Consider the following 23,103-nt stretch of genomic DNA (forward strand, 5'->3'; position numbering starts at 1 on the left):
TGTGATTATCGGCGTCGGGATCGACGTAGCGGAGATCGAGCGGTTCGGAGCGGCGCTGGAGCGCACCCCGAACCTGGCCGGGCGGCTCTTCGTCGACGCCGAGTTGACGCTGCCGAGCGGCGAGCGGCGCGGGACCGCCTCGCTCGCCGCACGGTTCGCCGCCAAGGAGGCCCTGGCCAAGGCGCTGGGCGCGCCCGGCGGCCTGCTGTGGACCGACGCCGAGGTGTACGTCGAGGACAGCGGGCAGCCACGGCTGCGCGTGTCCGGGACGGTCGAGGCGCGGGCCTTGGCCATGGGTGTGAAGTCCTGGCACATCTCGCTCAGCCACGACGCGGGAGTCGCCTCCGCCGTGGTGATCGCAGAGGGTTAGGGGGCAGTCCGTGCGAACTGCTTACAGCGTGGAGACCGTACGGGCCGCCGAGCGGGAACTGATGGCCCGGCTGCCCGAGGGCGCCCTGATGCAGCGGGCCGCGGCGGGCCTCGCCGCCGCGTGCGCGGGGCTGCTGCGCAGCGGCCGCGGCGGGGTGTACGGGGCCCGGGTCGTGCTGCTCGTCGGCCCGGGGGACAACGGTGGCGACGCGCTGTACGCGGGCGCCCGGCTGGCGCGGCGCGGGGCCGGGGTGACGGCGGTGCCGATGGACCCCGAGCGGCTGCACGCCGGCGGGCTGGCCGCGCTGCGGGCCGCCGGGGGGCACCTCGCGCGATCCGTCCCGCAGCGGGCGGACCTCGTACTGGACGGACTGCTCGGGATCGGCGGGCGCGGCGGGCTGCGCCCGGCGGCCGCGGCGCTGGTGGAGCGGATCCCGCCGGGGGTCCCCGTGGTCGCGGTGGACCTGCCCAGCGGGGTGGACGCGGACACCGGGGAGGTGGCGGGTCCGGCCGTCACGGCCGATGTGACGGTGGCCTTCGGGGCGTACAAGCCCGGCCTGCTGATCGACCCCGGGGCCTCGCGGGCGGGCGCGGTGCACCTGGTGGACATCGGGCTGGAGCTGCCCGCCCCGGAGGTGGAGGCGCTGCAGCACGCGGACGTGGCGGGGCTGCTGCCGGAGCCGACGGCGTCGAGCGACAAGTACCGGCGGGGCGTGGTCGGGATCGCCGCCGGGTCCGCGCAGTACCCGGGCGCGGCGGTGCTGGCCGTGGCGGGCGCGCTTCGGGGCGGTGCGGGGGCGGTGCGGTACGTCGGCCCGGCGGCGGAGGCGGTGCTCGCCCGCTACCCGGAGACGCTGATCGGGCCCGGCCGGGTCCAGGCGTGGGTGGTCGGCCCCGGGATCGGGGAGGGCCGCGCCGGGGAGGTCGCGGAGCTGCTCGCGGGCGACACGGCGGTACTGGTCGATGCGGACGGGCTGCGCGGCCTGGACGCGGGGGCGCTGCGGGCCCGGACGGCCCCGACCCTGCTGACCCCGCACGCGGGGGAGGCGGCGGCGCTGCTGGGGGTGTCGCGGGAGTCGGTCGAGGCGGGACGGCTGGACGCGGTACGGACGCTGGCGCAGCGGTACGGGGCGGCGGTGCTGCTCAAGGGCTCGACGACGCTCGTCGCCTCCGGCGGGGACGCCGTCGTCCGGGTGAACCCGACGGGAACCCCGTGGCTGGCCACCGCCGGCAGCGGGGACGTGCTGTCCGGGCTGGCCGGGTCCCTGCTGGCGGGCGGGCTGTCCGGGGCGGACGCGGGCGCGGTGGGCGCGTACCTCCACGGCCTGGCGGCCCGGCGCGCCGGCGGGCCGCTGCTGGCCCACCAGGTGGCCGAGGCCCTCCCGGGAGCCTGGCGCGACGCCCGCCACCCCTGACCGTGCCGCCGCCCGTCCGGGGCTCCGCCCCCGGGCCCCTGCGGCGCGCGCGGCCGCTCGTAGCGGAAGCTCGGTGGCCAGTTGGGCCAGCCCCCGCAGGGACCGGCGGGGGTTCTGAGAGACTGTGGGCGATGAACGAGACAGCGACGCGCGTGTACGCCGAGATCGATCTTGACGCTGTACGGGAGAACGTGCGCGCCCTGCGCGAGCGGGCGCCCCGGGCCGAGCTGATGGCCGTCGTCAAGGCGAATGCCTACGGGCACGGGGCCCTGGAGTGCGCCAAGGCAGCCCAGGAGGCCGGTGCCACCTGGCTCGGGACGGCCACCCCCGACGAGGCCCTCGCCCTGCGCGCCGCCGGGATCCAGGGACGCCTGATGTGCTGGCTCTGGACCCCGGGCGGGCCCTGGCGGGAGGCCGTCGAGGCCGATGTCGACGTCGCCGTCAGCGGAATGTGGGCCCTCGACGAGGTGCGGGAGGCCGCCCGCGCGGCCGGCCGCACCGCGCGCATCCAGCTCAAGGCCGACACCGGCCTCGGCCGCAACGGCTGCCAGCCCGCCGACTGGGAGGCGCTGGTCGGGGCGGCCGTCGCCGCCCAGGCCGAGGGGACCGTCCAGGTCACCGGTGTCTGGTCGCACTTCGCCTGCGCCGACGAGCCCGGGCACCCCTCGATCCAGCTCCAGCTGGCCGCCTTCCGCGAGATGCTCGCGTACGCCGAGAAGGAGGGCGTCGAGCCCGAGGTCCGGCACATCGCGAACTCGCCGGCCACCCTCACCCTGCCCGAGTCCCACTTCGACCTGGTGCGCTGCGGGCTGGCCGTCTACGGGGTCTCGCCCGCGCCCGAGCTCGGCACCCCGGCCCAGCTGGGCCTGCGGCCCGCGATGACCCTCAAGGCCTCCCTCGCCCTGGTCAAGACCGTCCCCGCCGGCCACGGCGTGAGCTACGGCCACCACTACGTCACCGACACCGAGACCAACCTCGCGCTGGTCCCGGCGGGCTACGCCGACGGCATTCCGCGGCAGGCCTCCGGCCTCGGCCCGGTGCTCGTCGGCGGCAGGATCCGCCAGGTCGCCGGGCGCATCGCGATGGACCAGTTCGTGGTCGACTTGGACGGAGACCACGCCCGCGCCGGTGACGAGGCCGTCATCTTCGGGGACGCGGAGCGCGGTGAACCCACCGCCGAGGACTGGGCCCGGGCGGCGGGCACGATCGGGTATGAGATCGTCACCCGTATCGGTGGACGTGTGCCCCGGGTGTACCTGGGCGGCTGAGCGGAGTGAGGACGGCGGCGTGAGCGAGAACTGGCGCAAGGCCGGCTGGGCCGGCGCCGCCATCGGCGTGATAGCCGCGGGCGCGGCGGCCGGTGTCGCGGTCGAACGGATCACCGTCGGGCGCGGCATGCGGATGAAGGCACGCCTCGCACTCGACGCGGCCGGGGACTACGGGTCCCTGCGCGGTGCCGAGGGGATCTGCCGGGCCGAGGACGCCACCGAGCTGTACTACGAGGTCGACGAGCTCCCCGAGGACGGCAAGCGGCGCCGGCTGCGCCGCAAGCCCGACCCCCGGGCCACCGTCGTCTTCTGCCACGGCTACTGCCTCGGCCAGGACTCCTGGCACTTCCAGCGCGCCGCCCTGCGCGGTGTCGTCCGCGCGGTCTACTGGGACCAGCGCAGCCACGGCCGCAGCGCCCGCGGCCTCGCCCAGGCGGACGGCGAACCGCTGAGCATGGATCAGCTCGGCCGGGACCTCAAGGCCGTCATCGACGCCGCCGCCCCCGAGGGGCCGCTGATCCTCGTGGGTCACTCGATGGGCGGAATGACCATCATGGGATTCGCCGAGCAGTACCCCGAGATCGTGCGCGAGCGCGTCGTCGGCGTGGCCCTGGTCGGAACCTCCAGCGGCCGCCTCGGCGAGGTGACGTACGGGCTCCCCGCCGCCGGTATGGGCGCCGTCCGCCGGCTGCTGCCCGGCGTGCTCAAGGCGCTCGGCTCGCAGGTGGAGCTGGTGGAGAAGGGCCGCCGGGCCACCGCGGACCTGTTCGCCGGCATGATCAAGATGTACTCGTTCGGCTCCCGGGACGTGGATCCGGGCGTCGCGCGGTTCGCGGAGCGGCTGATCGAGGCCACGCCCATCGACGTGGTCGCCGAGTTCTACCCGGCCTTCCAGACCCACGACAAGACCGCCGCGCTCCAGCTGTTCGCGGACCTGCCGGTCACCGTCATCGCCGGGGACAAGGACATGATCACCCCGGCTGCGCACAGCGTCGCCATCAAGGAGGCGCTGCCCGGCGCGGACCTCGTGGTCCTGGAGTCCACCGGGCACCTGATGATGCTGGAACGCCCGGAAACCGTGACGCGTCTGCTCACCGAGCTGCTGGCGCGCACCGGGGCGGCCGTGGTCCCCGCAGCGACTAACGTTGGCGGGCATGGAAGAAGTACCGCTGGAAGCACAGCGCAGCCAGGTGCCGGCAGCTGAGGCCGGGGCCGGCTCCGAGACCCGGATCACCATCGATTCCCCGGACGCGATGCAGGAATTGGGCCGCAGGATCGCCGCCCTGCTGCGCCCCGGCGACCTCGTCCTGCTGACCGGCGAGCTGGGGGCGGGCAAGACCACGCTCACCCGCGGCCTCGGCGAGGGCCTGGGCGTGCGCGGGGCCGTGACCTCACCGACCTTCGTGATCGCCCGCGTGCACCCCTCGCTGACCGGTGGGCCGGCGCTGGTGCACGTGGACGCGTACCGGCTGGGCGGCGGGCTGGACGAGATGGAGGACCTGGACCTCGACGTCTCGCTGCCCGAGTCCGTGGTCGTCGTGGAGTGGGGCGACGGCAAGGTGGAGGAGCTCTCCGACGACCGGCTGCACGTGGTGATCGCACGCGCGGTCGGCCACGAGGAGGTCCTGGACGACGTACGGGAGGTCGCGGTGCGCGGGGTCGGGGCGCGCTGGGGCGCCGGTGCCGGGCTGGGTGCCCTGGCGGGCGCTCTCTCGGAGTAAACGTACCGACAACTCGTCGGCAAGATATTGCGCTGTCGGCAGCGCTCGTGGTGACATGGTACCGAGAGTTTCTTAGGTATGCCTAAGTACGGTGTCCCGGGTCCAGGAGGCAGCCATGTCGGCACCAGCAGGAGCACATCGCGAACCCCGCCCGTCCGCCGTCTCCATGTGGACGCTCCTCGCCGCCGGCGCGGCCGCCAGCGCCGTCTCCACGCCACCCGCACGGGAGTACGCCACGGGCACGGGCGGGCCGGTGGACCCCGCACACGAAGAGGCCGCTCCGGAATCCGAAGCGGCCTGAGGGGTGTCTTGCGCTCACCCGGTCGGGTGAAGAGCGGGGGATCCGTCAGGGAGGGCGGGGGCCCGTCAGGGAACGACGACGACCTTCGAGGCGATCGTCGCGAAGGCCCACATCGCGTCGCCGTCGGCGCGGCTCATACGGATGCCGCCGGTCTTCTTGTTCGGGTCGGGCTCCGGCAGCGCGCCGTCCGTGCGGGCGCTGAAACCGACCGCCACGCCCTCCGCGGTGGCGAACCGGACGACGTGCTCGATCGGCACCCCGTCCGAGCCGGTGACCGCACCGGAGCGCGAACCGACCGTGTAGGTGCCCGACTTCGGATGCACCGTGCTCGGCACCACCGTGAACGACTTCGGCGGCTGCGCGGGGTCGCCCACCAGCCACACCCGCTTCTGGCCCACCGAATACACGACGCGCACCCCCGTGCCGGAACCCTCGGGCACGGCAACCGGCTTCGACGGGTCCTGCTTGGCGGCCTGGCTCGCGGCGGGGGCCGGTTCCTGCACGGCCGCCTTCGGGGGCTGCGCGGGCGCCGTGGCGGAGGCCTGGTAGCCGAGGAAGCCGACGACGGCCACTGCCGCGGCCGTGAGCCCGGCCACGATTCCCGAGCTGCTGCGTGCCACCTTGCTCCACCTCTCCGCGCCGACTGGTACCACGTCCGGTACCCCGGTCGAAAGGTAGCAGCCACCCTGCTCCGAGACCGGCCGCAAGGGGTGCGGCCGCCGGAGTCGTAGGCTGTTCGCGTGCTCTTGCTCGCCGTAGATACCGCCACGCCCGCCGTCACCGTCGCCCTGCACGACGGTGAGTCCGTCGTCGCCGAGTCGAACCAGGTCGACGCCCGCCGCCACGGGGAGCTGCTGCTGCCCTCCGTGGACAAGGTCCTCGCCGAGGCCGGGGTCACGCTCGAAGCCGTCACCGGCGTCGTCGTCGGCGTCGGCCCCGGCCCCTACACCGGGCTGCGCGTCGGCCTCGTCACCGCCTCCACCTTCGCCGCGGTGCTGGGCGTGCCCGTGCACGGCCTGTGCACGCTCGACGGCCTCGCCTACGCCGCGGGCGCCGCCGGGATCGAGGGCCCCTTCACCGTCGCCACCGACGCACGGCGCAAGGAGGTCTACTGGGCCCGGTACGAGGACCCGCGCACCCGCGTCGGCGAGCCCGCCGTGGACCGCCCGGCCGACATCGCCGAACAGGTCGCCGGCCTGCCCGCCGTGGGCCAGGGCGCGCACCTCTACCCCGAGGTGTTCCCCGACGCGCGGGCCCCCGAGCACCAGTCGGCCGCCGCGCTGGCCTCCCTGGCCGCGGAACGGCTCGCGGCGGGCCTGGAGTTCCTGCCCCCGACCCCGCTCTACCTGCGCCGGCCCGACGCGCAGGTACCCAAGAACTACAAGGTGGTCACCCCGCAGTGATGCCGGCGACCCCCCACACCGTGCGCGAGATGCGCTGGTGGGACATCGGGCCCGTGCTGGAACTGGAGCACGAGCTGTTCCCCGAGGACGCCTGGTCCGCCGGGATGTTCTGGTCCGAACTCGCCCACGCCCGCGGCCCGCAGGCCACGCGCCGCTACGTCGTCGCCGAGGACGCGGCGGGCCGCCTGGTGGGCTACGCCGGACTGGCCGCCGCCGGCGACCTGGCCGACGTACAGACCATCGCGGCCGCCCGCGACCAGTGGGGGACCGGGCTCGGCGCCCGGCTCCTGACCGACCTGCTGCGCGCCGCCACCGCGTTCGAGTGCGCCGAGGTGCTGCTGGAGGTACGGGTCGACAACACCCGCGCCCAGAAGCTCTACGAGCGCTTCGGCTTCGAGCCCATCGGCTTCCGGCGCGGCTACTACCAGCCCGGCAACGTCGACGCGCTCGTCATGCGACTGACCGACCCCGCACAAGCACGAACTGAGAGCAGTGAGAGCAATGGCTGACGAACCGCTCGTCCTCGGCATCGAGACCTCCTGCGACGAGACCGGCGTCGGCGTCGTCCGCGGCACCACCCTGCTCGCGGACGCGATCGCGTCGAGCGTCGACGAGCACGCCCGATTCGGCGGCGTCGTGCCCGAGGTGGCCTCGCGGGCCCACCTGGAGGCGATGGTCCCCACCATCGAACGCGCCCTGAAGGAGGCCGGGGTCAGCGCCCGCGACCTCGACGGCATCGCGGTCACCGCGGGTCCCGGGCTCGCGGGCGCACTGCTCGTGGGCGTCTCGGCGGCCAAGGCCTACGCGTACGCGCTCGGCAAGCCGCTGTACGGCGTGAACCACCTGGCCTCCCACATCTGCGTGGACCAGCTGGAGCACGGTCCGCTGCCGGAGCCGACGATGGCCCTGCTGGTCTCCGGCGGGCACTCCTCGCTGCTGCTGGCCCCGGACATCACCTCCGACGTACGGCCGCTCGGCGCGACCATCGACGACGCGGCGGGCGAGGCCTTCGACAAGATCGCGCGCGTGCTCCAGCTGGGCTTCCCCGGCGGTCCGGTCATCGACCGGCTCGCGCGCGAGGGCGACCCGAAGGCGATCAACTTCCCGCGCGGGCTCACCGGCCCGCGCGACGCCGCGTACGACTTCTCCTTCTCCGGGCTGAAGACGGCCGTCGCCCGCTGGATCGAGGCGAAGCGGAAGGCGGGCGAGGAGGTGCCGGTGCGCGATGTGGCGGCGTCCTTCCAGGAGGCCGTGGTGGACGTGCTGACGCGCAAGGCGATCCGCGCCTGCAAGGACGAGGGCGTCGACCATCTGATGATCGGCGGCGGCGTCGCGGCCAACTCCCGGCTGCGCTCGCTGGCGCAGGAGCGGTGCGACGATGCGGGGATCATCCTGCGGGTGCCGCGGCCGAAGCTGTGCACGGACAACGGCGCGATGGTGGCGGCCCTGGGCGCGGAGATGGTCAAGCGGAACCGGCCGGCCTCGGACTGGGACCTGTCGGCGGACTCCTCGCTGCCGGTGACGGACCCGCACGTGCCGGGGACCGCGCACGAGCACGGGAGCGGGAGCGGGCACAGCCACGGCCACGATCACGACCACGTGCACGAGCTGAGCAAGGACAACCTGTACTCGTGAGCACCGTCGCGCTGATGTGGGAGGCCCGGGCCGCCGACGGCCGGGGCAACGAGCTGCTGGAGTGGGCCCGCGCCCAGGTCCTCGCCCGGGAGCCGGTGCGCCGCGAGGTGTTCCGGGCACCGCAGGACCGGGTACTCGTGATCACCTGGTGGGAGGCCGCCGAGGGAGTGGCGGCCGACCTCCCCGAACTGCCCGAGCCCGCGGCCGACCTGATCACGCGGGCGGTGCACCGCTGGCGGTTCGAGTCGGTGGAGGTCGACGGGGGCTGACCGACCCCTCCGGTGGCCGCGCGCCGCCGCACGGCGAGCCCCCGGCCCGGGCGCGGCTCGGGCCGACGGCCCGCACGGGCCGGCCCGTAGTGTCCGGCCCGGCCGGGGTGCTGCCCGCCCCCGGCCGCCGTCCGGCAGGTCAGCGGCCGGGCGACGCCGCAGGCGGCACGGCAGGCGGTACGGCCGGGGAGCCGATCAGCATCGACGGTGCCCCCGCCACCCGGGTCAGGAAGACGGTCGCGGAGTTCGGCCCCTGCGGTTTGACCTTCCTGCGCAGCTCCTCGGGCTCGATCGCCGAGCCGCGCTTCTTCACCGTCAGGATCCCGACCCCGCGCTCGCGCAGCAGCGCCTTGAGCTTCTTCAGGCCGAAGGGCAGCACGTCGGTGATCTCGTACGCCGTCGCGTACGGCGTCGCGCGCAGCTCGTCGGCGGTGATGTAGGCGATGGTCGGGTCGATCAGCCGGCCGTCCAGCTGCCCGGCGACCTCGGCGACCAGATGGGCCCGGATGACCGCGCCGTCGGGCTCGTAGAGCCAGCGGCCGACCGGCCCGGCCTCCGGATCCGGCAGCGGATCGGCGGTGTGCAGCCCGCGCGGCCCGGGGAGCAGGGTCGCGCGCACCGTCCCGGGCGCGGTGCCGAACCAGAGCACGGCCTCCTTGACGTCCCCCTGGTCGGAGATCCACTCGGCCTCGGCCTCCGCGGGCACGGCCTCGTGCGGGATCCCGGGGGCGATCTTGATGGCGGCGCACTTCGCCGCACGGGCCGTCTCCACCGCCCACGACAGCGGCGGCGAGTACGACTCCGGGTCGAAGATCCGGCCGCGCCCCCCGCGCCGCGCCGGGTCGATGAAGACGGCGTCGTAGCCGGAGGTGTCCACCTCCGTCACATCCGCCTCCCGGACCTCGATCAGGTCCGCCAGGCCCAGCGCCTCGGCGTTGGCCCGCGCGACGGCGACCGTCAGCGGGTCGTGGTCCACCGCGAGCACCCGGATGCCGAGCCGCGCCAGTGCGAGCGCGTCCCCGCCGATGCCGCAGCACAGGTCAGCGACGCTCCGTACGCCGAGGGCCGCGAGCCGCTCGGCCCGGTACGAGGCCACGGACGTGCGGGTGGCCATCTCGCCGCCGCCGGGCGTGAAGTACATCCGGAAGGCGTCCTCGGCCCTGAACTTCGCCACCGCGCGCTGCCGCAGCCGGGCCTGCCCGAGTGCGGCGGAGACCAGGGCGGCGGGGTGCTCGCGGCGCAGCCGGGTGGCGACGGCCAGCTCCTGGGCGGGGTCGTAGTCGCGGAGCGAGTCGAGGAGGGCGCGGCCCTCGGGGGCGAGGAGCGCGGCGAAGTCTTCGGGGGTCACGGATCCATTGTCGGCGACGGTCCGGACCCGGACGGTGTGGGCCAGTCGAAGGAAGGTGGGACCGCGTTCGCGGTGTCTTCCGGGCGGCCCGTGTGTCGGGTGCCAGGATGCGCAGCTATGCAGCTAGTAAGACAAAAGGGAAATAAGTCGCAACAGGGTCACCGGTACGCGGCGGGTCCGCGCGGCCGGTTCGGGGTGGCCGTGGCAGCCCTGCTCGTCGCCGCCCTCGGGACGGCGTGCGGCTCCGGGGACCCGGGGCCCTCCAAGGCCGAGAAGGAAAAGGCCGCCAAGGCCGCGGAGGCGGGCGCGGCGGGCGCGCTGAGCGCCGCCGAGAAGGCCAAGGCGGCCCAGCAGGCGCGCATCGCCGCGGCGAAGAAGTGGGGCCTGCGCAAGACCCCGCTCGCCGCCCCGCCGGCGCCGAAGGAGAAGCCCGAGATCACCACGCGCGACGGCTTCGAGGTGGAGGACCAGGAGGAGTACCCCAACGTCTTCACCACCGTCCCCACCGAGGACAAGGTCGTCTTCCTGACGATCGACGACGGGTCGGAGAAGGACCCCGAGTTCCTGAAGATGATGCAGGAGCTGAAGATCCCGTACACGGCCTTCCTCAGCGACTACGTCGTGCGGGACAACTACCCGTACTTCAAGCAGATGCAGGCCGCGGGCGTCACGCTGAACAACCACACGCTCAACCACCGCTACATGCCGGGCCTGTCGTACGAGCAGCAGCGCGAGGAGATCTGCGGCCAGCAGGACACGATCCAGAAGCAGTTCGGCAAGCGGCCGACCCTCTTCCGGCCGCCGTACGGCAACTACAACCAGGACACGCTGCGCGCGGCCAAGTCCTGCGGCATCAAGGCGGTCCCGCTGTGGAACGCGGAGGCGTTCACCAACCGCATGGATTACCGTGAATGGGACCGCGATCTGCATCCCGGTGACATCATCCTCACGCACTTCCGGGGCAAGGAAGACTGGAAGGGCACGATGCCTGACATGATCCGTCATGTCATGAAGACCGTCACGGACAAGGGGTACGCCGTGGCTCGCCTGGAGGACTATCTGTGAAGTTCGCGCGCCGGTTGGTAGCCGGGACGCTGGTCGCCGGCGCGCTCGCGCTGTCCCTGACGGGGTGCGGGGGCAGCGTGGACCCCAGCGAACGACTGGCGCGCAGGACGGCGGAGGCCACACCGGACGCCGGCGGCGCCACGCCGTCGGCGGCCCCGTCCGGGCCCGCGCCGACACCGGCGCCCGGCGGTGCCTCCGACGAGGCGTACAAGAAGTGGGGCCTGACGGCCCCCCTCCAGTACGCGCCCAAGCCGGACCGGAAACCGCAGATCCCGAAGCCGGGCCCGGGCAAGGTCCCGGTGATAGACCGAATACCCGTCCCGGCGGACGACAAGGTCGTCTTCCTGACCTTCGACGACGGCGCGGAGAAGGACCCCGAGTTCCTGAAGATGGCGGCCGACCTCAAGCTGCCGATCAGCATGTTCCTCACGGACAGCGTGGCCTCGTCCGACTACGGGTACTTCGAGAAGCTCCGCGACAACGGCTCGGCGAGCACGATAAACAACCACACGCTGACCCACCCGAATCTGCGGACCCTGTCCTTCGAAGCGCAGAAGAAGGAGATATGCGGCCAGCAGGACCGGCTGGAGAAGCGCTTCGGCCAGCGCCCGCCGTTCTTCCGCCCGCCCTTCGGCAACTACAACGACGACACCCTCCGGGCGGCCTCGGAGTGCGGAGTCTCGTCCCTGCTGCTGTGGCGGGCCTCGATGCAGATCAACAACTTCCAGTACGCCGAGGGCTCCGCCCTCAAACCGGGCGACATCATCCTGGCCCACTTCCGCGGCCCCGGTGAGCTCAAGGGCACGACGGAAACCCAGATGACGACGCGCATGCTCCAGCGGATCCAGGAACAGGGTTACCGGATCGGGCGGCTGGAGGACTACCTGTAGGCGGGGGCTTCGGGGGAGGGCGAGGAGCGCGTAGCTCCTCGCCCCTCGGCGTCTGCGGCCCGTCCTGGGCGGGTGCTAGGCGGAGGCGACGACCTCGCCGGCTGTGACCTGGGGCGGGTTGGGCAGGAGGCGGGCCAGGTTGTCGCGCACGAAGAGCTTCGCCCGCTCGATCGAGGCGTCCGCGCCCGCACGGTCGCGGAAGACGCTGGTGGACACCATCACCCCGCCTCCGGCATCCACCCAGAAGTACGCCACGAACCCGGGGACCTGGCGCATGATCGGCACGAACCCCTCGTCGACGATGCGCCCGGCCTCGGCCGGGTCGGTCACACCTTCATACCGCCGGACTGCTGCGTACATGGCTGATCCCCTCAAGGGTGCTCGGTGTCGTCGTTGCGAAGAGGGCGTACCCGGACCGGCACGTACGTGGCTCACGCGGCGCCCAGCAATCACCGGAAGGGACCTCGCCCGCTCGCGCGAACGGGCGCCCCTGCGGACGGAAGAAACGATCACCTAGGGTGCGGCCATGGACGCCGCCGTACTGCACCGCAGGACCAACATGCACCACGAGTGCGTGCCACCCGACCTCGTCGACCGCCTCCTCGCCCTCGGGCACACCGAAGTGGTGCGCGGGCTGGCCGCGGCGGAGGACGGGGACTGGTTCTGCGCGCGGGCCTGGGCGCGTCTGCTGGCCGGCCGGGGCGAGCTGGACGAGGCTCTCCAGATACTGGCCCCCTACGTCGGCACAGGCTGGTGGACGGCGGCCGCTGAGGTGGCGCGACTGCTGGACGCCGGGGGCCGGGGCGACGAGGCCATCGCCCTCGTCCGCCCCTTCGCACCGGACGGGGACGGGCTCGCCCTGCGGGACCTGGCCCTGCTGCTGGCCCGGCACGGACACGGCGAGGAGGCGTACGAGCTGCTCCTGCCACACGTCACCGACCGGATCACCGCCGAGGCACTGGTCGAAGTGGGCGTAGGGCTGGGCCGCGGCGACGAGGTCGCGGAGCTGCTGGAGGCCCGCCTGGCCCCGGGGAACCCGTGCACGCGGTGCGGAAGCCCGGAGTGCGGCAGTCCGTCCACGGTGCCGTTCAACGCGGTGAACCTCCTGGCGTCCGTGCGAGAGAAGCAGGGCCGTACGGACGAGGCGATCGCGGTGCTGCACGCGCACGACCCCGTCGTCGTCGGCAACCGTGACCCGCTCGCCGAATTGCTGGTCCGGCACGACCGGATCGACGAGCTGCGCGCGTACGCGGCCGGCTCGGGTCCGTGGGAAGCCGCCCGGCGGCTGGCGGAGCTGCTGGAGGGGCGCGGCGACGTGGCGGGTGCGGTCGACGCGTACCGCAACCACGCGGGCGAGGGCCTCTGGCACCGGTCGATCCTGCTCGCGGAGCTGCTGGCCCGGCACGGGCGGGGTGCCGAGGCCGTCGAGGTCCTGTGCGCGCTGAACAGCGCCGAGGACTGGATCCTCGACCCGCTGTGCGAGCTGTTCGCCGCCGAGGGCCGTGCCGAGGAGGGCCTCGCCCACCTCGACGCGCTCAAGGCCCGGCGGGGCAGGGAGGAGTGGGAACTCTTCCGGCTGCGGGGGCCGCTCCTGGCCGCCTGCGGCCGGCTCGACGAGGCGGTCGCGGAAGCCGGGGCCCACCCCGAGGGCGGACGCCCGTACGCGCGGGAGAGCCTGGCCCTCCTGCTGGCCGACGAGGGACGCCCGGAAGAGGCCGTCGCCCTCCTGGAGGCGGACCGCCTGGAGCAGCAGTGGGCCCTCGGCCCGCTCCTGGTGGAGCTGGGCCGGGTGGAGGAGGCGGTGACGCTCCTGCGGACGCCCCGCCCCCGGGTCCAGCCGCCGCAGCCGACGGGCTACAGCGACCGTCCCCCCTTCTAGGTCCTGTCGTCAAAGTCCCGCCCGGCCCGCGGCGCCCGTCACCGCTCCCACCGCCGGGGTGATCGTCGTTTCCGGTGGGCCGAGGGTGTCCGCCTCGCGCTGGCGTTCCGCGCTGTCGCTGATGCGCAGGAGCAGCGCGATCATGATCCAGTTGGCCAGGAGGGAGGAGCCGCCCTTCGCCAGGAAGGGCAGGGCCTTGCCCGTCAGGGGGATCAGGCCCGTCACGCCGCCCGCGACCACGAAGACCTGAAGGGCCAGCGCCGCCGCCAGCCCCACCGCGAGCAGCTTGCCGAACGGGTCGCGGGCGCCGAGCGCCATCCGCAGCCCCCGCTGCACGAGGAGCGCGTAGAGGATCAGTACGGCCATCACCCCGGCCAGGCCCAGTTCCTCGCCCACCGTGGTCAGGATGAAGTCGCTGCGCCCGGCGAACGCGATCAGCTCGGGATGTCCCATGCCGAGGCCGGTGCCGGAGATGCCGCCCGTGCCGAAGCTGAAGAGCGCCTGCGCCGACTGGTCCGAAGTGACTCCCGGCGGCCGGGTCTCCCAGTAGTACGACAGCGGGTTGAGCCACGCGGCCACGCGCGCCTTGACGTGCGGCTCCGTCGAGCCGACCACGAAGGCACCCGCCGAGGCCATGATCAGACCGCAGACGATCCAGCCGGTGCGTTCGGTCGCGACGTACAGCATCACCACGAACACGCCGAAGAAGATCAGTGAGGTGCCCAGGTCGCGCTCGAAGACCAGGACCAGCATCGAGACGATCCACACCGTGACGATCGGGCCGAGCTGGCGCATCGGGGGCAGCCGTACGCCCAGGAACCGGCGGCCCGTCAGGGCCAGCGAGTCCCGGTGGATGACCAGGTAACCGGCGAAGAAGATCGCGATCATGATCTTCACGAACTCGCCGGGCTGTAGTGAGAAGCCGAAGAGTTTGATCCAGCGCTTCGCGCCGTAGGTGTCCGCGCCGAAGAAGGCGGGCGCGATCAGCAGCACCAGCGCGACGGCCATCGTGATGTAGATGAAGCGCTGCAGCAGCCGGTGGTCGCGCAACAGCGCCAGCACCAGCAGGCACGCGGCGACGCCGACCACCGTCCACATCAGCTGGCCGGGGGCGTTCGCGTCCGAGTTGTAGCGCTCGATGTAGCCCTGGTCGAGGCGGTGCAGCAGCACCAGTCCGAGCCCGGTCAGCAGCATGGCGAGCGGGAGGATCAGCGGGTCCGCGTACGCGGCGAAGCGGCGCACGCCCAGGTGTCCCACCAGGGACAGCAGGGTCATGCTGACGGTGAATCCGGCGAGGTTGGGCGGCAGCTCGTCGTTCATGGCGAGGCCCGCGGCGGCGTGGCCGAAGACGGCGATGGCGATGACGAAGACCAGGAGCAGAGCCTCGGTGCGGCGGCGGGCGACCGCCGAGGTCAGGGGCTTCAGTCCACGCACGGGATGCCGCCGCCGTCCTTGGAGGGGGACGGGGAGGGCGGCGAGGACGGCGGGGGTGCCGCTTCCGGTGAGGACGGGGGTGAGGACGGGGCGCCGGGGCCGGCGGAGGGCTTGGGTCCGATCTGCTCGGCAATGAGGCGCTTTATCTTCATATCATCTACGACGTTGATGTCCTCCCCATGGTTCCTTCCGAAGCCTTCGACGGGAAGGGTCGTGAAGTGGACCCTGCCGCCCGACAGGTTCTTCGCCTGTTTCAGGAACGCCAACAGATCCCAGCCCTCGTCCGTCACCACGTCCCGTTTCGCGGCGTCGATCAGCTTGATCAGCTTCGCCGGGTCGATGAAGGTCCCGGCCGAGTTCAGCTTCTTCGTCGCACCCGCGAGGAAGGCCTGCTGCCGCTTCGTCCGGTCCAGGTCACCCATGTCCAGGCCGTGCCGCTGCCGCACGAACGCGAGCGACTGCCGGCCGTCGAGCGTCTGGGGGCCCGCCGGGAAGTCGGCGCCCGAGTACCGGTCCTTCACCCCCGCCGCAGGGATGCGGCGAGGCCCTCTTCGTCTTCGACCACGAGGATGCGCACGGACCAAGCGTCACATATCGCACTGCCCGGCGGCGCCCGTCCCGAGTGCGGCCCGGCCGTATCGCACCTCTGCCCTGCGGGCTGCTCGGCCGGGTTGTGCCTCGGGCTGCGCCTCAATCGTCGGCGGGGCTGGGGTGTGCGGGTTTGTCGGCTGGGTCGGTTCGTGGTGCCGTGCCGGGGTATCTCCTCGGCTCGCGCCTGCGGCGGGGGTCCAGCTGTATGGCCTGGGTTGCGCGCTCGTCCTGCGGGGACACCCCGCCACGTCCCCCCTGCCCTCCGCCGGAGAGGGCCACGGGGGAACGGCTGGCACTGCCGAAGCTCTGCCGTGGGGTGGGGACACGCAGGAGGGTCCCCGGAGGACGAGCGCGCGACCGCGGCCGCCTGTCCGTGACGGGCCCGCGTGCGCCGAGCCGAGGAGACTCTCGTGCGGGGCACCGCCCCACACCACCAGCCTCGCCGGCGTTTGAGGCGCGGCCCGAGGCAGCACGCGGCCGCGCCGCACACTGCCGAGCCCGCCCGCAGGGCACCGGCCGAGGAGGCTCTCGTGCGGGGCACCGCCCCACACCACCGAGCCCCGCCGGCGTTTGAGGCGCGGCCCGAGGCAGAACGCGGCCGCACCGCAGACCGCCGAGCCCGCCCGCAGGGCACCAGCCCCGCCGGCGTTTGAGGCGCGGCCCGAGGCAGAACGCGGCCGCGCCGCACGCCGCCGAGCCCGCCCGCAGGGCAGAGGCGCCCCCCGGGCCGGGACAGGCCCGCGCAGACGGGCACCGCCGAGCCGCCCGCAGGGTCAAGGGGTGGGGAGGGGGCCCCATGAGTGGGGGTCGGCTTCGGGGGCCGGCGGGCCGGACCGGCGGCGCCGGCGGTCGGCGGCGTCGCGGGCGGCCGCGGTCAGCGCCCAGGCGGGGAACGCGAAGGCCGTCAGCCCCAGGCCGATGGGCGCGAGCGACGAGGCGAGATCCATCTGCACGGCATGGCCGGCCGACGGCCCGCCGACGCGCGCAGCGACCGGCCCACGCGGCCGGTCGTCGAACACTCCGTCGATCCTGATCCCGGGAAGGGTGAACGATCCGTCGGCGGCGGCGAAGTTCCCCGCGCACGTCATCGTCCGGTCTCCGCGAGAGTCGAACTCCCCCCACGTGCAGCGCTCCGCGCGGAACGTGCCGTCCACCCCCGTCAGTTGGGTGATGAGCCGCGGTACGGCCACGTGACACATGAAGATCCCGACGGCGATGCCGACGGCGATCGGGACGACGTGGAGCCATCGCACGCCGGAGTTCGTCCTGGTCATACCGGGGACAGTAGTGATGCCGAACGGGCGTTCGCGCGGTTTTTCCGTGGCCGGTACCCGCCCTCGCGCAACGCCCGACCGGCCGGGAATTGGCACTCCGCTTGACCGAGTGCTAATCGCCGGAATAGTCTCGCACCTGGCACTCACCCCTGGTGAGTGCCAACACAGCGACAGGCAGATCCGGCACCCGCGACGACGGATCGACCTGGTCGCCACCTCAGACAGTTAACCCCGGATCTCCGAAGGGGGAGGTCGGATCGTGACGACCACCAGCTCCAAGGTTGCCATCAAGCCGCTTGAGGACCGCATTGTGGTCCAGCCGCTGGACGCCGAGCAGACCACGGCCTCCGGCCTGGTCATCCCGGACACCGCGAAGGAGAAGCCCCAGGAGGGCGTCGTCCTCGCGGTGGGCCCGGGCCGCTTCGAGGACGGCCAGCGTCTCCCGCTGGACGTCACCGTCGGCGACATCGTGCTCTACAGCAAGTACGGCGGCACCGAAGTGAAGTACAGCGGCGAGGAGTACCTCGTCCTCTCGGCTCGCGACGTGCTCGCGATCGTCGAGAAGTAATTCTCTTCATCAGTACTGCTTTGAGCTGCGCCCCTGGTCACCCCGCTGATTGCCGGGCGGCGAGGGGCGCAGCTCGTTAAACCCGAGTTTTCGAGAGGGCTGAACCGCTCCCATGGCGAAGATCCTGAAGTTCGACGAGGACGCCCGTCGCGCCCTCGAGCGCGGCGTCAACAAGCTTGCCGACACGGTCAAGGTGACGATCGGCCCCAAGGGCCGCAACGTCGTCATCGACAAGAAGTTCGGCGCCCCCACCATCACCAACGACGGTGTCACCATCGCTCGCGAGGTCGAGCTGGACGACCCGTACGAGAACCTGGGCGCGCAGCTCGTGAAGGAGGTGGCGACCAAGACCAACGACATCGCGGGTGACGGCACCACCACCGCCACCGTGCTGGCCCAGGCGCTGGTCCGCGAGGGTCTGCGCAACGTCGCCGCGGGTGCTTCCCCGGCCGCCCTGAAGAAGGGCATCGACGCCGCGGTCAAGGCCGTGTCCGAGGAGCTCCTCGCGACCGCCCGCCCGATCGAGGACAAGTCCGACATCGCCGCCGTGGCCGCGCTCTCCGCGCAGGACCAGCAGGTCGGCGAGCTCATCGCCGAGGCGATGGACAAGGTCGGCAAGGACGGTGTCATCACCGTCGAGGAGTCCAACACCTTCGGCCTGGAGCTGGAGTTCACCGAGGGCATGGCCTTCGACAAGGGCTACCTCTCGCCGTACATGGTCTCCGACCAGGAGCGTATGGAGGCCGTCCTCGACGACCCGTACATCCTGATCAACCAGGGCAAGATCTCCTCGATCCAGGACCTCCTGCCGCTGCTCGAGAAGGTCATCCAGGCCGGCGCCTCGAAGCCGCTGCTGATCATCGCCGAGGACGTCGAGGGCGAGGCGCTCTCCACCCTCGTCGTCAACAAGATCCGTGGCACCTTCAACGCGGTGGCCGTCAAGGCCCCCGGCTTCGGTGACCGTCGCAAGGCGATGCTCCAGGACATGGCCACCCTCACCGGTGCCACCGTCATCGCCGAGGAGGTCGGCCTCAAGCTCGACCAGGCCGGTCTGGACGTACTGGGCTCCGCCCGCCGCGTGACCATCTCCAAGGACGACACCACCATCGTCGATGGTGGCGGCAGCCACGAAGAGGTCCTCGGCCGCGTCAACCAGATCAAGGCCGAGATCGAGTCCACCGACTCGGACTGGGACCGCGAGAAGCTGCAGGAGCGCCTGGCGAAGCTCGCCGGCGGCGTCTGCGTCATCAAGGTCGGCGCCGCCACCGAGGTGGAGCTCAAGGAGAAGAAGCACCGTCTCGAGGACGCCATCTCGGCGACCCGCGCCGCGGTCGAGGAGGGCATCGTCTCCGGCGGTGGCTCCGCGCTCGTCCACGCCGTCAAGGTCCTCGAGGGCAACCTCGGCCTGTCGGGCGACGAGGCCACCGGTGTCGCGGTCGTGCGCCGCGCCGCCGTCGAGCCGCTGCGCTGGATCGCCGAGAACGCCGGCCTCGAGGGTTACGTCATCACCTCGAAGGTCGCCGAGCTCGACAAGGGCCAGGGCTTCAACGCCGCCACCGGCGAGTACGGCGACCTGGTCAAGGCCGGCGTCATCGACCCGGTGAAGGTCACCCGTTCCGCGCTGGAGAACGCCGCCTCCATCGCCTCCCTGCTGCTCACGACCGAGACCCTGGTCGTCGAGAAGCCGGCGGACGACGAGGGCGACGCCGGTCACGGCCACGGCCACGGTCACAGCCACTGATCGCACGCACCACGCCGAGAAGGCCCCGTTCCGCAGTCGCGGGACGGGGCCTTCCCCGTGGTGGGGCCTCAGGTTCCGTACGGAGAACCGGATGCGCCCATCTGCATCTGCAGGGCTGCGGTGTTGTAGTGCCACCAGCCCTCGATGATCTCTCCGTCCAGGCACCTGAAGGTGGTGCTCCCGGACATCTCGTACGTCTTCCCGGTCGGTGCGACTCCCATGAACGTGCCCTTGTGGGTGCCGCGCCAGTTCCACACCGTCGTGACCATGTCGCCCTCGGCCAGCTGGGCCTGCGGCTCGAAGGTCATGTCGAAGGCGGCGCGCCACGTCTCCATGTCCGACCTCATGGAGTCGCGCCCGATGACGGTGGACTCCGCCTTGCCGGTGTCGTGGTCGATGTAGTTCGTCGCGAAGCACTCGTCGATGACGCTCATGTTCCCGGCCATGGCCGCTTCCGTGAACACCCGGTCGGCGAGCTGCTTGTTGAGGTGTTCGTCGCGGACCACGTCCAGGTTCATGAACTTCGGCATGCCTTCGCAGAGCGCCACCATTTCCTGGAACATCCGGTCCGTCTCGGGGAGCCGGGAGTTCTTCATGGCCTCCTCGTACGAGGCGAACTCCACCATGTCCACGTAGTGGTTCCGGGCCTCGCGGTCCTGGCCGATCATCGTGTGCGTGGCCGTGCGCCTGCCGCTGCTCTGCTCCGCCCAGCGGTCGATGAGGGCGTTCATCTCGTCGAACCGCGTAGTCTCGTAATCGATCACTTGTACGAATGTCATCGCGTCGCCTCCCGCGCTGGATGGGACAGGTCCAGTTTAGGGAGATTTCAGCCGGTTGGCCGCTTGTGCAGGGTTCCTTCGGGGTACCCTCCGGGGCTACTGGGGGCCGTACTTGCGGCCCGTACGCGAGGACACCCCGCCCAGCAGCCCGCGCGGCGCCAGCTTCACCACGCTCATCAGCGCCTTGTACCGCGGGTCCGGGATCGACACCGTCTTCCCCCGCGCCAGGTCGTCCAGGGCCGTGGCCACCAGCTTGTCGGCGTCCAGCCACATCCAGCCGGGGATGTTGTCCGTGCCCATCCCCGCCCGCTGGTGGAACTCCGTACGCACGAAGCCGGGGCACAGGGCCATCAGCCGCACCCCGGACCCCGCCAGGTCGCGCGCCGCGCCCTGGGTGAACTGCACGACCCAGGCCTTGCTCGCCCCGTAGGTGCCGCGCGGCACGAAGGCCGCCACCGAGGCCACGTTGATCACGCCGCCGCGGCCGCGCGAGCGCATCGACGCGGTGGCCGCCGAGGTCAGCCGCAGCACCGCCTCGATGTGCACCTTCAGCATGGTCAGCTCGTCGGCCATGGAGACCTCGAGGTAGCGGCCCTTGTTGCCGAAGCCGGCGTTGTTGACCAGCAGGTCCACCGGGTGCGTGCGGTCGTCGAGTCGCTGCTCGACCGCCGTGATGCCCTCCTCGGTGGAGAGGTCGGCGACCAGTACCTCGGCCTCGATGCCGTGCCGGTCGTGCAGCTCGGTCGCCTGCTCGCCGAGCCGCTTGGTGTCGCGTGCCACCAGTACCAGGTTGTGCCCCTGGGCGGCCAGCCGCCGGGCGAAGGCGGCGCCGATGCCCGCCGTGGATCCCGTAATCAACGCAGTCGTCATAGGCGCAACCTAGCTTCCCCGGCTGACGGTGCTACCCCTCCCCGGTCTCCGCCCCGTACTTCTCCACGTACAGGCGCACCCGCTCGTGGGCCTTCGGCTCCATCGCCGTGCCCGCCGCCAGGGTGAGCGGCAGCAGCGCCCGCTCGGTGGTGAAGGCGCGGAACCAGAGCTGCACCGTCACGTCGTGGTCGGGCCGGTGGATGACCTCGATCGGGTCGCCGGGCGAGACCGACCCCGCCTCGATCACCCGCAGGTACGCGCCCGGCCGGGCCGCCTGTGTGAACCGCTTGACCCAGCCGGCCTCGCCCAGGGCCCCCTGGAAGGTCCGGCACGGGATGCGGGCCGAGGCCACCTCGAGGACGAGGTCCGCGCCGACCCGCCAGCGGTCGCCGAGCCGCGCGGTGTTCAGGTCGATGCCGGAGGTGGTGAAGTTCTCGCCGAAGAGCCCGCCGGGCAGCTCGCGGCCGAGCTCGCGCTCCCACAGGTCCAGGTCCTCGCGGGCGTACGCGTAGACGGCCTGGTGGTCGCCGCCGTGGTGGCGCCGGTCGCAGACGGCGTCGCCGTCCAGGCCGCTGCCGAGGCCGTCGGCCTTCGGGCCCGGGGCGACGACGCGGACGGGTCCGGGCACGGGGCGCTTGCCGATGCCCGTTCGCCCGCCCTCCGCGTCGGAGTAATCGACGGCCGTGGCGCGGCCGAGGTTCACGGAGATGAGATGCATGGAGGCCATGGGACCACGCTAACCGACCGCCCCAAAGCGTCGCCGGGATATTGGCGCTGCGATCAAAGCAGGCCTTATGCTCGAAAGGTGATCGAGGCACGTCATCTCCGGGTTCTGCGCGCTGTCGCCGGGACCGGGTCCTTCTCCGCAGCCGCCCGCGAGCTCGGCTGCACCCAGCCGGCCGTCTCCCAGCAGATGAAGGCGCTGGAGCAGTCGGCCGGCACTCCGCTGCTCATCCGCACCGGACGCGAAATGCGGCTGACCCAGGCGGGTGAGGCCCTGGTGCGCCATGCCGCGGGGATCCTGGCCGGGCTGACGGCCGCCGAGGAGGAGGTCGCGGCCATCGCCGGGCTGCGCGCGGGCCGGGTCCGGCTCGTGTCCTTCCCCAGCGGCAGCTCCACGCTGGTGCCGACCGCGCTCGCGGCGATGCGTTCCGAGCACCCGGGGACCCGCATCTCGCTGGTCGAGGCCGAACCGCCGCGCTCGGTGGAGATGCTGCGCGAGGGCGACTGCGACCTGGCGCTGGCCTTCCGTTACGGCGGGGCCGCCCATTCCGCCTCGGAGTGGGACGACCTCGTGGTGCGGCCGCTGCTGACCGACCGGCTCGTCGGGCTGGTCCCGGAGGGGCACCGGCTGGCCGGTGCGGAGCGCGTGGGCATGGCGGAGCTGGCCGACGAACCGTGGATCGCGGGCTGTCCGCGCTGTCGCCGCCACCTCGTGGAGGTGTGCGAGGGCGCGGGCTTCACCCCGCGCATCGACTTCGCCACCGACGACTACCCGGCGGTGGTCGGCCTGGTCGGCGCGGGGCTGGGCGTCGCGGTGCTGCCGGAGCTCGCGGTGGAGTCCGTACGGGCCAAGGGCGTGAGCACGGTGGCCGTGGAGCCGGCGGTGGAGCGGGAGGTCGTCGCGCTGACCCTGCCCGACCTGGCCCGGGTGCCTGCCGTGGCCGCGACCCTGGCGCAGCTGGAGCGGGCGGCCGCGCGCTGACCCGCGCCCCCGCCCGCCCCCGGCGGCGGCCGGGGGCGGACACATCGGACGGCCCGGTACGGCCGAACGTGTGAAACGCGGGCCGGGCGGCGACACGCCCGGGTGTGCCGGTGATTCGAGGAAACGTTCCTTCGGACGCTTCGTCGGGTGGGCTCTCAGCTCGGCGCGATCGGTCCGATCGCACTCGACGCGGGGATCAGGCGATGCCGGGCGCGGCCCATCAGCTCCTCGCGCTCGTCTTCGGTCAGGCCGCCCCACACCCCGTAGGGCTCTCGGACGGCGAGTGCGTGCGCGGCGCATTCCGAACGAACCGGGCATCGCATGCAGACCTCTTTAGCCGAGGCCTCGCGCGCGCTCCTGGCCGCGCCCCGCTCGCCTTCCGGATGGAAGAAGAGGGAGCTGTCGACCCCGCGGCAGGCGGCTAGCAGCTGCCAGTCCCAGAGGTCGGCGTTCGGTCCGGGGAGGCGGGAGAAATCTGCCATTGGTAGTCCCTCTTGGTGCCGGTACTGAGGCGGATACGGTCCATGTCTCCACACCTACTGTCGGAGTAGATGTAAATATGACTCATTGGGAATCTA

Annotated in this window: 26 protein-coding genes; 16 read left to right on the forward strand and 10 right to left on the reverse strand. The window is 72.5% G+C overall.

Translation table 11 applies throughout. The annotated features are described in order from the left end of the window. Window position 1 precedes the first annotated feature (1 nt). From OG753_RS25510 to OG753_RS25535, 6 genes are all read left to right on the forward strand, one after another. Entirely contained in the window at window positions 2-370 is a 369-nt protein-coding gene (locus OG753_RS25510) for a holo-ACP synthase (protein WP_327264002.1), read from the forward strand. 10 nt (window positions 371-380) lie between these two features. After that, the gene (locus OG753_RS25515; protein WP_405790256.1) at window positions 381-1,784 is read left to right on the forward strand and encodes an NAD(P)H-hydrate epimerase; all 1,404 of its coding nucleotides are present in this window, start codon (window positions 381-383) and stop codon (window positions 1,782-1,784) included. A gap of 131 nt (window positions 1,785-1,915) precedes the next feature. Beyond that, entirely contained in the window at window positions 1,916-3,052 is a 1,137-nt protein-coding gene (gene alr, locus OG753_RS25520; RefSeq protein WP_405790258.1) for an alanine racemase, read from the forward strand. Continuing rightward, a complete protein-coding gene (locus OG753_RS25525; protein ID WP_405790260.1) occupies window positions 2,997-4,256 on the forward strand; it encodes an alpha/beta fold hydrolase in 1,260 nt (419 codons plus the stop codon). The genes alr and OG753_RS25525 overlap by 56 nt, the downstream gene beginning before the upstream one ends. Continuing rightward, complete coding sequence (tsaE, locus tag OG753_RS25530) at window positions 4,207-4,773, forward strand: tRNA (adenosine(37)-N6)-threonylcarbamoyltransferase complex ATPase subunit type 1 TsaE (RefSeq protein WP_405790262.1); 567 nt, start codon at window positions 4,207-4,209, stop codon at window positions 4,771-4,773. The genes OG753_RS25525 and tsaE overlap by 50 nt, the downstream gene beginning before the upstream one ends. 115 nt (window positions 4,774-4,888) lie before the next feature. Beyond that, window positions 4,889-5,074 (forward strand): hypothetical protein, encoded by a 186-nt coding sequence (locus tag OG753_RS25535; protein ID WP_327264007.1) that lies wholly within the window; start codon window positions 4,889-4,891, stop codon window positions 5,072-5,074. A gap of 65 nt (window positions 5,075-5,139) precedes the next feature. Here OG753_RS25535 and OG753_RS25540 read toward each other — a convergent pair whose 3' ends face one another. Then, the gene (locus OG753_RS25540; protein WP_327264008.1) at window positions 5,140-5,694 is read right to left on the reverse strand and encodes a hypothetical protein; all 555 of its coding nucleotides are present in this window, start codon (window positions 5,692-5,694) and stop codon (window positions 5,140-5,142) included. Window positions 5,695-5,814: 120 nt separating this feature from the next. Between OG753_RS25540 and tsaB the strand changes: the two genes are divergently transcribed. From tsaB to OG753_RS25560, 4 genes are read left to right on the forward strand one after another with little or no spacing between them, the layout of a single operon-like run. Then, the gene (gene tsaB, locus OG753_RS25545) at window positions 5,815-6,477 is read left to right on the forward strand and encodes a tRNA (adenosine(37)-N6)-threonylcarbamoyltransferase complex dimerization subunit type 1 TsaB (protein ID WP_327264009.1); all 663 of its coding nucleotides are present in this window, start codon (window positions 5,815-5,817) and stop codon (window positions 6,475-6,477) included. Continuing rightward, window positions 6,477-6,986 (forward strand): ribosomal protein S18-alanine N-acetyltransferase, encoded by a 510-nt coding sequence (gene rimI, locus OG753_RS25550; RefSeq protein ID WP_327264010.1) that lies wholly within the window; start codon window positions 6,477-6,479, stop codon window positions 6,984-6,986. The genes tsaB and rimI overlap by 1 nt, the downstream gene beginning before the upstream one ends. After that, on the forward strand, window positions 6,979-8,112 hold the full coding sequence (gene tsaD, locus OG753_RS25555) for a tRNA (adenosine(37)-N6)-threonylcarbamoyltransferase complex transferase subunit TsaD (protein WP_405790265.1): 1,134 nt from the start codon (window positions 6,979-6,981) through the stop codon (window positions 8,110-8,112). The genes rimI and tsaD overlap by 8 nt, the downstream gene beginning before the upstream one ends. After that, on the forward strand, window positions 8,109-8,381 hold the full coding sequence (locus OG753_RS25560) for a hypothetical protein (RefSeq protein WP_030725866.1): 273 nt from the start codon (window positions 8,109-8,111) through the stop codon (window positions 8,379-8,381). The genes tsaD and OG753_RS25560 overlap by 4 nt, the downstream gene beginning before the upstream one ends. A 139-nt stretch (window positions 8,382-8,520) precedes the next feature. Here OG753_RS25560 and OG753_RS25565 read toward each other — a convergent pair whose 3' ends face one another. After that, the gene (locus OG753_RS25565) at window positions 8,521-9,729 is read right to left on the reverse strand and encodes a THUMP-like domain-containing protein (RefSeq protein ID WP_405790267.1); all 1,209 of its coding nucleotides are present in this window, start codon (window positions 9,727-9,729) and stop codon (window positions 8,521-8,523) included. Window positions 9,730-9,924: 195 nt separating this feature from the next. On the opposite strand from OG753_RS25565, the gene OG753_RS25570 reads away from it, so the two are divergent. Beyond that, window positions 9,925-10,794, forward strand: coding sequence for a polysaccharide deacetylase family protein (locus OG753_RS25570; RefSeq protein ID WP_327264013.1), 870 nt, complete (start codon window positions 9,925-9,927; stop codon window positions 10,792-10,794). Continuing rightward, the gene (locus OG753_RS25575; RefSeq protein ID WP_405790268.1) at window positions 10,791-11,684 is read left to right on the forward strand and encodes a polysaccharide deacetylase family protein; all 894 of its coding nucleotides are present in this window, start codon (window positions 10,791-10,793) and stop codon (window positions 11,682-11,684) included. The genes OG753_RS25570 and OG753_RS25575 overlap by 4 nt, the downstream gene beginning before the upstream one ends. A gap of 75 nt (window positions 11,685-11,759) precedes the next feature. On the opposite strand, the gene OG753_RS25580 is transcribed toward OG753_RS25575, so the two are convergent. Then, window positions 11,760-12,044, reverse strand: a complete 285-nt coding sequence (locus OG753_RS25580; protein ID WP_327264015.1) for a hypothetical protein — start codon at window positions 12,042-12,044, stop codon at window positions 11,760-11,762. Between the two features lie 166 nt (window positions 12,045-12,210). On the opposite strand from OG753_RS25580, the gene OG753_RS25585 reads away from it, so the two are divergent. Further along, the gene (locus tag OG753_RS25585; protein WP_405790271.1) at window positions 12,211-13,563 is read left to right on the forward strand and encodes a hypothetical protein; all 1,353 of its coding nucleotides are present in this window, start codon (window positions 12,211-12,213) and stop codon (window positions 13,561-13,563) included. 9 nt (window positions 13,564-13,572) lie between these two features. Here OG753_RS25585 and OG753_RS25590 read toward each other — a convergent pair whose 3' ends face one another. The 3 genes from OG753_RS25590 to OG753_RS25600 all read right to left on the reverse strand — a co-directional run bounded on the left by OG753_RS25590 (window position 13,573) and on the right by OG753_RS25600 (window position 16,862). After that, window positions 13,573-14,997: an FtsW/RodA/SpoVE family cell cycle protein gene (locus OG753_RS25590; RefSeq protein ID WP_405790272.1), complete on the reverse strand. Its 1,425-nt coding sequence runs from the start codon at window positions 14,995-14,997 to the stop codon at window positions 13,573-13,575. Beyond that, window positions 14,985-15,518: an LCP family protein gene (locus OG753_RS25595; protein WP_405790274.1), complete on the reverse strand. Its 534-nt coding sequence runs from the start codon at window positions 15,516-15,518 to the stop codon at window positions 14,985-14,987. Before OG753_RS25595 ends, OG753_RS25590 begins: the two co-directional genes overlap by 13 nt. Before the next feature lie 843 nt (window positions 15,519-16,361). Beyond that, window positions 16,362-16,862, reverse strand: coding sequence for a hypothetical protein (locus tag OG753_RS25600; RefSeq protein WP_405790276.1), 501 nt, complete (start codon window positions 16,860-16,862; stop codon window positions 16,362-16,364). Between the two features lie 259 nt (window positions 16,863-17,121). On the opposite strand from OG753_RS25600, the gene groES reads away from it, so the two are divergent. Together groES and groL are read left to right on the forward strand one after the other, a co-directional pair. Continuing rightward, window positions 17,122-17,430: a co-chaperone GroES gene (groES, locus tag OG753_RS25605; RefSeq protein ID WP_030389102.1), complete on the forward strand. Its 309-nt coding sequence runs from the start codon at window positions 17,122-17,124 to the stop codon at window positions 17,428-17,430. A gap of 112 nt (window positions 17,431-17,542) precedes the next feature. Further along, complete coding sequence (gene groL, locus OG753_RS25610; RefSeq protein WP_327264020.1) at window positions 17,543-19,171, forward strand: chaperonin GroEL; 1,629 nt, start codon at window positions 17,543-17,545, stop codon at window positions 19,169-19,171. A gap of 68 nt (window positions 19,172-19,239) precedes the next feature. Here the strand turns inward: groL and OG753_RS25615 are convergent, their stop codons facing one another. The 3 genes from OG753_RS25615 to OG753_RS25625 all read right to left on the reverse strand — a co-directional run bounded on the left by OG753_RS25615 (window position 19,240) and on the right by OG753_RS25625 (window position 21,538). Then, the gene (locus OG753_RS25615) at window positions 19,240-19,935 is read right to left on the reverse strand and encodes an ester cyclase (RefSeq protein WP_327264021.1); all 696 of its coding nucleotides are present in this window, start codon (window positions 19,933-19,935) and stop codon (window positions 19,240-19,242) included. Between the two features lie 111 nt (window positions 19,936-20,046). Next, the gene (locus OG753_RS25620) at window positions 20,047-20,820 is read right to left on the reverse strand and encodes an SDR family oxidoreductase (protein WP_327264022.1); all 774 of its coding nucleotides are present in this window, start codon (window positions 20,818-20,820) and stop codon (window positions 20,047-20,049) included. A 31-nt stretch (window positions 20,821-20,851) separates the two neighbouring features. Then, window positions 20,852-21,538 (reverse strand): MOSC domain-containing protein, encoded by a 687-nt coding sequence (locus OG753_RS25625; protein ID WP_405792802.1) that lies wholly within the window; start codon window positions 21,536-21,538, stop codon window positions 20,852-20,854. A gap of 87 nt (window positions 21,539-21,625) precedes the next feature. On the opposite strand from OG753_RS25625, the gene OG753_RS25630 reads away from it, so the two are divergent. Continuing rightward, window positions 21,626-22,525 (forward strand): LysR family transcriptional regulator, encoded by a 900-nt coding sequence (locus tag OG753_RS25630; protein ID WP_405790279.1) that lies wholly within the window; start codon window positions 21,626-21,628, stop codon window positions 22,523-22,525. Window positions 22,526-22,680: 155 nt separating this feature from the next. Here the strand turns inward: OG753_RS25630 and OG753_RS25635 are convergent, their stop codons facing one another. Further along, complete coding sequence (locus OG753_RS25635) at window positions 22,681-23,007, reverse strand: WhiB family transcriptional regulator (RefSeq protein WP_327264024.1); 327 nt, start codon at window positions 23,005-23,007, stop codon at window positions 22,681-22,683. Between the last annotated feature and the right edge of the window lie 96 nt (window positions 23,008-23,103).

The organism is Streptomyces sp. NBC_00029 (genome assembly GCF_045160505.1).
Classification (GTDB): Bacteria; Actinomycetota; Actinomycetes; order Streptomycetales; family Streptomycetaceae; genus Streptomyces.